Source organism: Streptomyces sp. NPDC005141 (assembly GCF_053599975.1).
The window spans coordinates 1-11,999 of the sequence record NZ_JBSFYW010000080.1; the positions used below are offsets into that span (position 1 = coordinate 1).

Genomic DNA, 11,999 nt, shown 5'->3' on the forward strand with positions numbered 1-11,999 from the left:
GCGGCCGGCATCGAGCCCGCGGTGCTGCCGCCGGCGCCCGCGCCGGTCCAGGCGTCCGTCCCGGCCGCCGCCCCGGCGGCTCCCGAGCCTCTGGAGCTGGAGTCGAACGGTGGCGGCGAGCGGCAGCCGCAGGCCGAGTACGTTCAGCAGGGCCAGGACCAGAATCTGGGCCAGTACCAGGGCCAGGGCCAGTACCAGGATCAGTACCAGGGCCAGAGCCAGGCGGCGGGGCCGGAGTCGAACCCGTGGTTCGCCACCCCCGATCCTCAGGAGATCCCGTACGACGGCGGCTACGACCCGTCGTACGCGCCCGAGGAGCAGTACCGGCAGTGGTTCGCCGAGCAGGAGGCGCAGGCGTACGAGCCCGGACCGGAGGAGACAGGCACCTTCCCTATCCCGGCGGGTCCCGGCCGCACGCGGCAGCTGGGTGAGGGCGGCGCTCCGGAGCAGCTGCCCATTCCGTCCCCGCGGGAGGAGCAGTCGCCGCTCGCCGACGAGAAGTCCCGCGAGGAGAGCTTCTACCAGGTGTTCCGCCAGTCGATAATGCCCGGCCAGGGTCTGCCGACGAAGGGTGAGTTCGGCGGGAACGTCGAGGCCACGTTCGGTGTGACGCTCACGGACAGCGAGCTGAGGCGTTACATGGGCCGCTTCCAGAACCGTTTCAACACGGAGCTGGAGGAGGACCACATCGCGTAGCACCACGGTGTGTGAGCGATGGAGTGTGTACGAGGAAGGGGCGCCCGGTGATCACCGGGCGCCCCTTCCTCGTACGGCTTTGCTGGGTGCGGCTACGCGCCGAGCAGCTTGCGCACCCGGTCCTGTCCGACGGCGAGCAGCAGCGTGGGCAGGCGCGGCCCGGTGTCGCGGCCGACGAGCAGGTGGTAGAGCAGCGCGAAGAAGGTGCGCTGGGCGACCTTGATCTCGGTCGGGAGTTCCTTGGCGGTGGCGTCGGCGGGGAAGCCGGCCTGGACCTTGGGAACGCCGTAGACGAGGTGGGTGAGGCCGTCCAGGGACCAGTTCTCCTCCAGTCCGTCGAGGAGCAGGCGCAGCGACTCGCGGCCCTGGTCGTCGAGGGACTTCAGGAGCTCGACGTCCGGCTCGTCGCGGACGACGGTGCGCTCCTCGGCCGGTACCTGGGTGTTGATCCAGGTGTCGGCCTTGTCGAGCCGGGGCCGGACCTCGTCCAGGGACGTGAGCGGGTTCTCGGGATCGAGTTCGCTCAGGATGCGCAGGGTCTGGTCCTCGGCGCCGGCGGTGATGTCGGCGACGGAGGCGAGCGTGCGGTAGGCCATCGGGCGGGGGGTCCTGGGCAGTTCCCCGGCGGCGGTGCCGACGGCGCGGGCGTACGCGGCGGCGTCCGAGGGGAGCACGGAGCCGTCGGTGACCTTGCCGGCGAGCTTGTCCCACTCGTCGTAGAGCCGCTGGATCTCCTGGTCGAAGGCGATCTTGAACGACTGGTTCGGGCGGCGGCGGGCGTAGAGCCAGCGCAGCAGCTGCGGTTCCATGATCTGGAGCGCGTCGGCCGCGGTGGGGACCCCGCCCTTGCTGCTGGACATCTTGGCCATGCCGGAGATGCCGACGAAGGCGTACATCGGTCCGATGGGCTGCTTGCCGCCGAAGATCCCGACGATCTGCCCGCCGACCTGGAAGGAGGACCCCGGGGAGGAGTGGTCGACACCGCTCGGCTCGAAGACGACGCCTTCGTAGGCCCAGCGCATGGGCCAGTCGACCTTCCAGACCAGCTTGCCGCGGTTGAACTCGCTGAGCCGCACGGTCTCGGAGAAGCCGCAGGCGGAGCAGGTGTACGTCAGCTCCGTCGTCTCCTCGTCGTAGGCCGTGACCGTGGTGAGGTCCTTGTCGCAGCTTCCGCAGTAGGGCTTGTACGGGTAGTACCCGGAGTCGGAGCTGCCGTCGTCCTCGGCGGCGGCGCCCGATCCCTCGGCGGCTTCGACCTCGGCCTCGTCGACCGGCTTCTGGCCCTGCTGCTTCTTGGCGGGGGCCTTCTTGGTCCGGTACTGCTCGAGGATCGCGTCGATGTCGCCGCGGCGCTTCATCGCGAACAGGATCTGCTCGCGGTAGGCGCCCGCGGTGTACTGCTCCGTCTGGCTGATTCCGTCGTACTCGACGCCGAGTTCGGCCAGCGCCTCGGTCATCGCGGCCTTGAAGTGCTCGGCCCAGTTCGGGTACTCGGACCCCTTCGGGGCGGGGACGGAGGTCAGCGGCTTGCCGATGTGCTCGGCCCAGGACTCGTCGACGCCGGGGACGCCGGCCGGGACCTTGCGGTAGCGGTCGTAGTCGTCCCAGGAGATCAGGTGGCGCACGGTGTACCCGCGGCGGCGGATCTCGTCGGCGACGAGGTGCGGGGTCATGACCTCGCGGAGGTTGCCGAGGTGGATCGGGCCGGAGGGGGAGAGCCCGGACGCGACGACTACCACCGGTGCGGCGGCACCAGAGTGTTTCGCGCCCGGGGCCCGACGCTCCGACTCTTCGATGACCTCATCCGCGTAACGGGAGACCCAGTCGGTGGTCTCGGTGCTCTGAGCCACGATCGGCACGTCCTTCTTTCTCATACGCCAGTACGGCTGACGCGACCATTCTCCCAGCTCGGGCCTCAACCGCGAAAACGGCTTTTCACCGCGTGGGATACTGGCTTTCCTGTACTCAGAATCTCCGGAACCCGAGCAGAACGGCAGCCACTCCATGGCCTCGGTCACGTCCCTCACCGCTTCCGTCCATCAGCGCCTCGCGGACGCCCTCTCGGCAGCTCTGCCGGAGGCCGGTTCCGCGGACCCGCTGCTGCGCCGAAGCGACCGGGCCGACTTCCAGGCCAACGGGATCCTGGCCCTCGCCAAGAAGGCGAAGGCGAACCCGCGCGAGCTGGCGACGCAGGTCGTGGCCCGGGTCGAGTCGGGTGACGTGATCAAGGACATCGAGGTCTCCGGGCCCGGCTTCCTGAACATCACGATCACCGACCGGGCGATCGTGGAGAACCTGGCGCGGCGGTACGCGGACGGCGAGCGCCTCGGGGTGCCCCTCGCGGAGCACCCGGGCACGACGGTGATCGACTACGCGCAGCCGAACGTGGCGAAGGAGATGCACGTCGGCCACCTGCGGTCCGCGGTGATCGGTGACGCGGTGGTGCAGATCCTGGAGTTCACCGGTGAGTCCGTCGTGCGCCGGCACCACATCGGCGACTGGGGCACCCAGTTCGGCATGCTCATCCAGTACCTGATCGAGCACCCGCACGAGCTGGACCACAAGGGCGGCGAGGTCTCCGGCGAGGAGGCCATGTCGAACCTGAACGGCCTCTACAAGGCGGCGCGTTCCCACTTCGACTCCGACGAGGAGTTCAAGACACGGGCGCGGCGCCGGGTGGTGGACCTCCAGGCGGGCGAGCCCGAGACGCTGGCCATGTGGCAGAAGTTCGTGGACGAGTCGAAGATCTACTTCTATTCGGTCTTCGACAAGCTGGACATGGAGATCCGCGACGCCGACGTGGTGGGCGAGTCCGGCTACAACGCCATGCTGGACGAGACGTGCCGGCTCCTGGAGGAGTCGGGCGTGGCGGTCCGCTCGGACGGCGCGCTCTGCGTGTTCTTCGACGACGTGAAGGGCCCGGACGGCAATCCGGTCCCGCTGATCGTGAAGAAGTCGGACGGCGGCTACGGCTACGCGGCCACCGACCTGTCCGCGATCCGTGACCGTGTCTTCAACCTGAAGGCCGACAGCCTGATCTACGTCGTGGACGCCCGGCAGTCCCTGCACTTCAAGATGGTCTTCGAGACCGCGCGCAGGGCCGGCTGGCTGAACGACGGCGTCAAGGCCCACCAGCTCGCCTTCGGCACGGTGCTGGGCAAGGACGGCAAGCCGTTCAAGACCCGTGAGGGCGAGACGATCCGGCTGGTGGACCTGCTGGACGAGGCGATCGAGCGGGCGACGGGCGTCGTGCGGGAGAAGGCCGAGAAGGTGGGCCTGAGCGAGCGGGAGATCGAGGAGAACGGCCGGTACGTCGGCATCGGCGCCGTGAAGTACGCGGACCTCTCCACCTCCGCCGTCCGGGACTACAAGTTCGACCTGGACCAGATGGTCTCGCTGAACGGCGACACGTCCGTGTACCTCCAGTACGCGTACGCCCGTATCCGGTCGATCTTCGGCAAGGCCGGCGACCGCACGCCGCTGGCCCACCCGGAGCTCGAACTGGCCCCGGCGGAGCGGGCGCTGGGTCTGCACCTGGACCGGTTCGGCGAGACGCTGGACGAGGTGGCCGCCGAGTACGCCCCGCACAAGCTGGCGGCGTACCTGTACCAACTGGCCTCGCTCTACACGACGTTCTACGACCAGTGCCCGGTCATCAAGCCGGCCCCGGCGCAGGAGGTCGCGGAGAACCGCCTCTTCCTCTGCGACCTCACGGCCCGCACGCTCCACCAGGGCATGTCCCTGCTGGGCATCCGGACGCCCGAGCGGCTCTGACACACCCGGTTCCCCGCAGCCGGGCAGGGGCCGGTCCGCCGCGCGTTGTCAGTGCCGGCCCCTACAGTCACCGGCATGGCGACACTTCCCAATCCGCTGCCGCGGCTGACGGCAGACCCGAGCGGGCGCGCGCTCGGGCTCGAACTCCCGCCCGGGAGACTGATCGACGCTGGGGGCACCTCCCACGCCCTTGAGGCAGTGGGGGAGAACGACGGCCCGTGGCACGAGCCGCTGCTGTGGCACGCCGAGGACGGGCCGGCTCCCGGAGCCTGGGCGGCGCTGGCCGCTCCCGCCCGGCTGTCCGGTCTGCTGCCGGTGCTGGTCGACGTGGGCGGCCCGCAGAACGGCCCGGAGGACTGGGAGTTGATACCCGACGAGGTGTCGTACCCCGGGGACCACGACGCCGACGAGGTGCTGGCCGAGTTCTGGGAGGAGTACGCGGCGGACGAACTCGACGCGGACCAGGACTACCCCGGCAAGGACAGGGTGGTCGAGATCTTCGGGGAGCAGCCCGCCCTCGACGCGACGATCGCGCCGTACGGGCCTCTCTGGCCGGGCCTGGCCGCCGCCACCGCGCCGGAAGCGGATCCGGACGCGCGCGCCGCCGAGATCGCCGACTCCCTCGCGGATCACGGCTCGTGGCTGAAGCAGCCCCGGCTCGCGCTGGTTCCGGCGCGCCGCAGCGCCGACATCCCGGCCGCCCTCGGCTGGTCGGGCCCTCTCAACCACGAGGGCGACGTGGGGCGTCTGTGCGCCGTGCTCCGCTCGTGGGAGGACCGCTTCGGCATACGCGTGGTGGCCCTCACCTTCGACCGGTTGGTGCTGTCCGTGGCGGCCCCGCCGGCCACCCTGGCGGAGGCCGAGGCGGTCGCGGCGGAGCACTTCGCCTTCTGCCCGGACAACATCACCCAGGGCCACCACACGACGCTGCAGACGTACGCCGAACAGGAGGTGCTGGGCGAGCGGTTGTGGTCCTTCTGGTGGGACTGAGCCCGCCCCGGCGCCGGGAATCCCGGCGACCCGGCTCGGGAACTCGAACGCGGGCATCGGCGAACAGCAGGTGACCCTGCCCCCGTCTTCGAGGAAGTCCATGATCCTGAGAGGCGACCAGTGACCGTCTCACCGAGCGTCGGAGTCCATGGTCCCGCCGCGGGCACCGGCACGGGCCAGGCCGGCGACTCCGGCTCCGACGCCTCGGTCATCGAGCGGTCCTGGGACGAACCCGAAGTGTTCGCCGAGCTGTTCAACCGCTACGCCGACGACATCCACCGGTACGCGGCCAGGCGGCTCGGCACCGAGGCGGCCGACGATCTGATGGCCGAGACCTTCGTGATCGCCTTCCAGTGTCGGCGCCGTTACGACCTGTCGAGGCCGCACGCGCGCCCATGGCTGTACGGCATCGTCACGCGTCTCGTCAGCAGGCACCGGCGGGCCGAGGCACGCCGTCTGAGGGCGATGTCGCGGGTCGTCTCCACGGCCCCGGCCGAGGAGAGCGGCAGCGAGCACCTGGCGGAGCGGGTGGTCGCCAGGGTCAGTGCCGAGGGCACGCGCGGCGCGCTGTCGGCCGCCCTGGCGAAGCTGCCCGCCCGCTACCGGGACGTGCTGCTGGTGATCGCCTGGGGAGATCTCGACTACGCGGAGGCCACCGAGGCCTTGGGCATACCGGTGGGGACCGTGCGCTCACGGCTGCACCGGGCCCGCAAGAGACTGCGCGAAGCACTGGGCGGGTCAGATCCCACAGCCTTTCGAGAGGACCAGGAGGAACCCCGCCATGGATGACCTCACCCCCGTGCGCGACCTCGCGGCCGACCCGGCCGCGCCGACGGACCGGGCGCGCGCCACCGCCCGCGCCCGGCTGCAGAACGCCATCGGCGAGGAGACCCGCGGCGGGCGGAGCGCCCTCGCGCGGCACCGTCCGCTGTCCAGGCGGCTGGTGTTCCGTGCCGCGATCGCCGCGACGGGCGCCGCGGCGGTGGCCGGAACCACCTTCGCCGCCGTCCGCGGTGGAGGCGGCACGGGTGGGGCGGGTGCGCCGCGCCTGACCACGCTCAGCGCCGCGCAGGTGCTGCGCAGGGCCGCGGAAAGGTCGCGGTCGGACAGCGCCGATCTGCCGGTCCCGCGCAACGACCAGTACCTCTACGCCAAGGAGGTCAGCCATCGGACCTGGCGGAAGGACGGGAAGGTCGAACGGCTCATCGACGAGTACTGGCTGTCGGTGGACGGCTCGAAGAGCTCCCGGTACAGCTACAACGGCAGGATTCACGTCATCCCGCCGCTGACCAGGCATCAGACGCAGGTACCGCCTGTCCAGTACGCGAAGCTGAAGCGATGGCCGACCGACCCCGACGAACTCCTCAAGTGGTTCAGGCAGGGCCGCAAGGGCGCGCCCGGCATCGAGGAAGACCGGATCGCCTACACGGTGGCGTGCTCGCTCCTCCGGGGCCCCCGGGTCATGCCCCCGGGGTTGCAGGCCGCCGCGTTCGAGGCCGTCGCGAAGCTGCCCGCCGTCGTGATCGACCACGACGAGGTCGACGCGCTCGGCCGGCACGGCATAGAGATCTCCTACCCCGGGTTGTCGTTCAGCTTCGTCTTCGACCCTGACACCTACGCCTATCTCGGCATGCTCCAGTACGGCGAGACGAGCAGCGGCAGGAGGTACTGGCAAGTGAAGGGCCTCGTGAAGGAAGCGGTGGTGGACAGGCCGGGCGAACGTCCGGCCCGCTAGGGCGTGGTCCTGGCGGCTCCCCCGGCCGCGCAATCCCGGTTCAGCCGCGCAACCCCGTTCCGAGGCGGCGCAGCCCTTCCGCGATCTCGTCCGGGGTCTGCGTGACGAAGCACAGGCGCAGCGTCGACGTCTCCGGGGCGCCCGCGTAGAAGGGCGCGCCGGGCACGTACGCCACACCCTGTTCCACCACGGGACGGAGCAGGGCCGTGGTGTCGTACGGCTCGGGCAGGCGGGCCCAGAGGAACATGCCGCCCTCCGGCCGGGTCCAGGTCGACCCGGCCGGGAGGGCGGCGCCGATTCCCGCGAGCATGGCGTCGCGCCGCTCTCGGTAGACGGCCGCGACCCTCGCCACGTGGGCGTCCAGGTCGCGGTCGGCCAGATAGCGGGCGGCGGCGAGCTGGTTGACGGTCGGGGTGTGCAGATCGGCGGCCTGCTTGGCGACGGCGCAGGCGCGCCGCAGCGCCGCGGGCGCCCGCAGCCAGCCCAGCCGCATGCCGGGCGCCATCACCTTGGAGAAGGAGCCGAGCAGCACGGTCCGGTCCCCGGCACCCTCGTGGGACGCGATCCAGGGCAGCCGCTCACCCTCGAAGCGCAGCTCTCCGTACGGGTCGTCCTCGACGATCCACAGCCCGCGCGCGGCGGCGACGCGGGCGATGGCGGCCCGCCGCTCGCCCGGCAGGGTGCGCCCGGTCGGATTCTGGAAGGTGGGCACGGTGTAGAGCAGTTTCGGCCGCTCCCGGGCCACCAGTTCGTCGAGTGCCTCGGGGTCGATGCCGTCGTCGTCGCCGGGCACGGCCAGCACCCGTGCTCCCGCGAAGGCGAACGCCTGAAGTGCCGCCAGATAGCAGGGGCTTTCGACCAGGACGGTGTCGCCGGGTTCCAGCAGGGCGGTGGCGAGCAGCGACAGCGCCTGCTGCGAGCCGGTGGTGACGAGGACGTCGTCCGGTCCGGTCGGCAGTCCGCGTGTGCTCGTCCGTTCGGCGAGGGCCGCCCGCAGCGCCGGTTCGCCCTCGGTCGTCGAGTACTGCAGGGCCCGTTCGGGTTCCTCGGCGAGGACGTCGCGGTACGCCGCCGCGATGCCGTCCGCGTCGAACAGTTCCGGGGCGGGCAGTCCGCCCGCGAAGTTGATCACCTCGGGGCGTGCCGTGACCGCGAGGATGTCCCGTACCGGCGAACCGCCGATCGCGGTGGCCCGGGCGGCGAGCGGGGGCACGGGGGCGGTCGCGGCTGCGGGATCGGTGACGGTCACGGTGGCGGCTCCTTGTCGTTGCGGGCGGCGGCCCCGGCGCGCCGGGGCCGGCTCGTGCCCGCACCCTAGGCCGGTGCGTGCCGTCTACACCCGTCAATTCCGGGATACGGACGGCCTCCCGGGGCCTGGGACCGTGACCCTGGCCGGGCACGGGAGCGCCGGGACCCCGGCCGGGGCCGGGGCCTGGGACCACCGGCCGGAGGCGGCCCGGTGGCGGTGTCTAGGGCTTGACGCCCGTCGCGACGTACACGTTGATGTCCGCGTCCGTGACGTCGTTGATGTCGCGGTAGCGGACCTTCTCGATGTCGTCGAGCGTGGCCAGGAGGGCGGGTTCGGCGGCCTCCGGGACCGGGGCGTTGCCGTCGGGTCGCCAGTGGTGGGCGGGGACGACACCGGGTTCGTCGAGTTCCAGGCCGTTCTCGGTGAAGAAGCGCTCGACCTCCGCCTTCGAGCGCAGCACGAAGGTGAACCCTCTTTCGGTGTAGGTCCGTTGGACCGCGCGAATGTTCTCGGCGTTCAGGTCCTCGGTGAGGTGGCTGAGGACGAGCCGGCTGCCGGACGGCAGCGCGTCCACGAGTCCGCGCACGATCGGGTACGCCTCGGCGTCCTCGACGAAGTGCAGGATCGCGACCAGCACCAGGGCGACCGGATGGTCGAAGTCGATGGTCTTGGCGGCCTGTTCGAGGATCTGCCCGGGCTGCTCGAGGTCCGCGTCGATGTAGTCCGTACGCCCCTCGGGCCCGCTGGTGAGCAGGGCGCGCGCGTGGGCGAGGACCACCGGGTCGTTGTCGACGTACACGACCCGCGCGTCCGGGGTGATCCGCTGGGCGATCTGGTGGACGTTCTCCTGCGTGGGCAGTCCGGTGCCGATGTCCAGGAACTGCCGGATGCCGTCGTCCGTGGTCAGCGTGGTCACGGCGCGGCGCAGGAAGTCACGGTTGTGCCGGACGTCGAGGTAGCCCCGTGGGTTCGCGGCGAGCGCGGCGGCGGCCGCGTTCCGGTCGACCGGGTAGTTGTCCTTGCCGCCGAGGAAGACGTCGTAGACCCGGGCGGGGTGTGCCTTGGTGGTGTCGATCCTCCTTCTCAGCTCCGCGGGGTCCTGGCCGAGGGCATCACCGGACATGAAGCATCTCCCTGGAGAGTCGCGTCTTTCAACGGGCAACAACCTAACTCCTGGGGCGACTTGATGCTGCCGGTCAGCCGGGAGGAGGGGCCGTCCGCCACTCGCTGCCGCCCAGCGGATAGTCGTACGCGGGCCGCCCCACACTGCCGCTGGTCCGGAACGGCTTGCCGTGATCGTCGACGCGCACGGTGCCGCTCCTCGTCCCGCTGGACCAGTCGAGTTCCAGGTACCAACTCACGTTGTGCGCCTGCGCGTCGGCGAACACGTAGAAGACCTCGGGGTCGGACTCGCTGACCTTGTAGGGGAAGTTCCGCTGTCCGCCCTTGACCGTGATCGCCGGCCGTCCCGCGTCGAGGTCCACGGTGAAGGACTTCGTCTCCACCCCGCCGCCGCAGCCCACGCCCATCGCGTAGTCGTTCCAGGCGAGCGGCGCGCCCTTGTCCAGCACCCGCACGTGCAGCGCCTTCAGGACGACGGTCGCCTTCCCGGTGCCCTGCACGGTGAGCGCGAGCATCTGCTCCCCGCTCGGGACGCCGCCGAGCGCGGTGACCCAGCCGCGCGCGTCCGACTCGTTCGGCGGCGGGGGCACCTGCGGGGCGGGCCGGTTCACCAGATAGTGCTGGCTGCACGGGTCGTCGAACTTGTACGGGTCGACGGCGACGGTCGGCGCGCCGCCACCGGCCGCTCCCTCCGCGACCGCCCCGTCTCCAGCCGCTCCGTCCGCGGCGGCCCCGTCCTGGTCGACGAACCCGCCGATGGACGAGACGGACGCCTCGGGGCTGCCGCCGCGCGAGGCGGACGGCGAGGCCGGACGGTGGCGGGCGTCCGAGGTTCCGCCGCTCTCGCGCGGGCCCGCGGCGGTCGGTACGCCGAGGGACACGGCCTCGCCCTTGGCGTCGTCGTCACCGCCGCCGGAGCCGAGCTGCACGGTCAGCGTGCTGGACACGACGGCCGTCAGGACGACCGCACCGACCCCGGCGAGCACCACGGCCCGCCGGCTCCGCAGCCGGCTCCGCTTCACCGGCGCGGGATCGCCGGCCTCCGGGCCACCGTCCGCCGGCCCCTCCGCCCCGGCGTCAGGCAGAACACCGCCCGCTCCCCCCGCCTCGCCCTCCGGGCCGACGGCAGCCCCCGCGGCTCCCGCGCCGGACTCGGCTTCCGGTGCCTTCGCGTCGGTCGCCGCGGCGTCGGGTCCCGCGCCCGAAGCAGTAGCCGGGCACGGCCCCTTCTTCCCTCGCAGGGCGTCCGCCAGGACCCACCGCCGGTGCAGCTCCACCAGCTCGTCCGGAGTGGCCCGGCATGCGCGCGCGAGCCGCTCGACGGGCGCGTAGTCCGCCGGTACGGCATCCCCGTTGACGTACCGGTGCAGTGTGGACGTACTCACGTGCAGCCGTCTGGCCAGCGCCCCGTAGCTGAGACCGGACCGCTCCTTCAGCTCCCGGAGCAGTCCCGCGAACTCGTCCCCCGCCACCGTTCCTCCATCCCCCGTGTTCCGGACCGCGTTCCAGGGGGATGCCGTTCCCCCAGGTCAGACCCCGTTCCGGCGTTCCGGCGTCCCGTATCCCCCGCCGGGTGTGGCGGCCGAGACGGATCACCGCACAAGCTGTGGCCATCCAAGCACGCCGCTCCCGCCGACCGGTCGAGCGGCCGTTCCACCAGCCACACCACAGGGGGATCACCCATGTCCGCACGCATCGCACGCACCCGTCTGCTCGCCGCCTCCACGATCGCGCTCACCGCGTTCGCCCTCACGGCGTGCGGCAACGGAGACGGCGTCCGCGACGAGGGGCCGTCCGCCGCGGGCCGCTCCTCGGCGCGTCCGAGCGACCCGGCGGCCGACGGAGGCACGACGGTGAAGCCCACGGGCACCGGCACCACCACGGGTTCGACGAACGGTTCGAAGGGCACCGGCTCCACCACCGGCTCCACGGGCGGCTCCGCCGGGAAGAACGGCACGGGCTCGACGGGCGGTTCGGGCACCTCCGCGGGCGGGACCGGCACCGGCACCCGTAATGCGGCGTGCGACGGCGCCGACACCCGTACGACCGCGACGGTGGTCTCGCGCCCGCTCAACCACCTGCTGCTCACCGTCACCAACACGGGTGCGAAGAACTGCGACCTGACGGGCTATCCGATCGCCCGCTTCGGCGAGGCCCAGTCCGTCCCGCCGGTCGCGGAGGAGACCCACCCGCAGGCGGTCGTCACCCTCACTCCCGGCGAGTCCGGCTACGCGGGCGTGCTGCTGTCGGCGGCCGACGGCAGCGGCGGCAACGGCTACACGGCCAGGACCCTGGAGATCGGCTTCGCCGACGAGGGCAGGACCGCCCGCCCCGCCCTCCCCGCGAAGGGCGTGTACGTCGACGACAGGCTCACGGTGACGTACTGGCAGCAGGACCTGGACGACGCGCTCGCGTACTGAGCGGGCCGCGCCC

At 71.7% G+C, this 11,999-nt stretch carries 9 protein-coding genes and 1 pseudogene; 6 read left to right on the forward strand and 4 right to left on the reverse strand.

Annotation, left to right across the window (positions count from 1 at the left end):
- Positions 1 to 696: pseudogene (locus ACWD68_RS37215) on the forward strand (DUF2637 domain-containing protein); the annotation flags it as partial.
- A gap of 92 nt (positions 697 to 788) precedes the next feature.
- Here ACWD68_RS37215 and lysS read toward each other — a convergent pair.
- The gene (gene lysS, locus ACWD68_RS37220) at positions 789 to 2,555 is read right to left on the reverse strand and encodes a lysine--tRNA ligase (RefSeq protein WP_451810895.1); all 1,767 of its coding nucleotides are present in this window, start codon (positions 2,553 to 2,555) and stop codon (positions 789 to 791) included.
- Between the two features lie 145 nt (positions 2,556 to 2,700).
- On the opposite strand from lysS, the gene argS reads away from it, so the two are divergent.
- The 4 genes from argS to ACWD68_RS37240 all read left to right on the forward strand — a co-directional run bounded on the left by argS (position 2,701) and on the right by ACWD68_RS37240 (position 7,195).
- Entirely contained in the window at positions 2,701 to 4,470 is a 1,770-nt protein-coding gene (gene argS, locus ACWD68_RS37225; RefSeq protein ID WP_451810896.1) for an arginine--tRNA ligase, read from the forward strand.
- Between the two features lie 75 nt (positions 4,471 to 4,545).
- On the forward strand, positions 4,546 to 5,460 hold the full coding sequence (locus ACWD68_RS37230; RefSeq protein WP_451810897.1) for a DUF4253 domain-containing protein: 915 nt from the start codon (positions 4,546 to 4,548) through the stop codon (positions 5,458 to 5,460).
- 120 nt (positions 5,461 to 5,580) lie between these two features.
- A complete protein-coding gene (locus ACWD68_RS37235) occupies positions 5,581 to 6,249 on the forward strand; it encodes an RNA polymerase sigma factor (protein WP_451810898.1) in 669 nt (222 codons plus the stop codon).
- Positions 6,242 to 7,195 (forward strand): CU044_5270 family protein, encoded by a 954-nt coding sequence (locus ACWD68_RS37240; RefSeq protein WP_451810899.1) that lies wholly within the window; start codon positions 6,242 to 6,244, stop codon positions 7,193 to 7,195. Before ACWD68_RS37235 ends, ACWD68_RS37240 begins: the two co-directional genes overlap by 8 nt.
- Before the next feature lie 40 nt (positions 7,196 to 7,235).
- Here ACWD68_RS37240 and ACWD68_RS37245 read toward each other — a convergent pair whose 3' ends face one another.
- The 3 genes from ACWD68_RS37245 to ACWD68_RS37255 form a co-directional block, all read right to left on the reverse strand.
- The gene (locus ACWD68_RS37245) at positions 7,236 to 8,444 is read right to left on the reverse strand and encodes an aminotransferase-like domain-containing protein (RefSeq protein ID WP_451810900.1); all 1,209 of its coding nucleotides are present in this window, start codon (positions 8,442 to 8,444) and stop codon (positions 7,236 to 7,238) included.
- 220 nt (positions 8,445 to 8,664) lie between these two features.
- Positions 8,665 to 9,567, reverse strand: a complete 903-nt coding sequence (locus ACWD68_RS37250; RefSeq protein ID WP_451810901.1) for an SAM-dependent methyltransferase — start codon at positions 9,565 to 9,567, stop codon at positions 8,665 to 8,667.
- A 73-nt stretch (positions 9,568 to 9,640) separates the two neighbouring features.
- Entirely contained in the window at positions 9,641 to 11,038 is a 1,398-nt protein-coding gene (locus tag ACWD68_RS37255; RefSeq protein ID WP_451810902.1) for a helix-turn-helix domain-containing protein, read from the reverse strand.
- Between the two features lie 210 nt (positions 11,039 to 11,248).
- Here ACWD68_RS37255 and ACWD68_RS37260 point away from each other — a divergent pair, with 210 nt between their 5' ends.
- Positions 11,249 to 11,986 (forward strand): DUF4232 domain-containing protein, encoded by a 738-nt coding sequence (locus ACWD68_RS37260; protein ID WP_451810903.1) that lies wholly within the window; start codon positions 11,249 to 11,251, stop codon positions 11,984 to 11,986.
- Positions 11,987 to 11,999: the final 13 nt, after the last annotated feature.

Bases quoted from the DNA above. Each gene is read 5' to 3' on its own strand.
- argS (WP_451810896.1), top strand. From the start codon at position 2,701: ATGGCCTCGGTCACGTCCCTCACCGCTTCCGTCCATCAGCGCCTCGCG.
- ACWD68_RS37230 (WP_451810897.1), top strand. From the start codon at position 4,546: ATGGCGACACTTCCCAATCCGCTGCCGCGGCTGACGGCAGACCCGAGC.
- ACWD68_RS37240 (WP_451810899.1), top strand. From the start codon at position 6,242: ATGGATGACCTCACCCCCGTGCGCGACCTCGCGGCCGACCCGGCCGCG.
- ACWD68_RS37250 (WP_451810901.1), bottom strand. From the start codon at position 9,567: ATGTCCGGTGATGCCCTCGGCCAGGACCCCGCGGAGCTGAGAAGGAGG.
- ACWD68_RS37260 (WP_451810903.1), top strand. From the start codon at position 11,249: ATGTCCGCACGCATCGCACGCACCCGTCTGCTCGCCGCCTCCACGATC.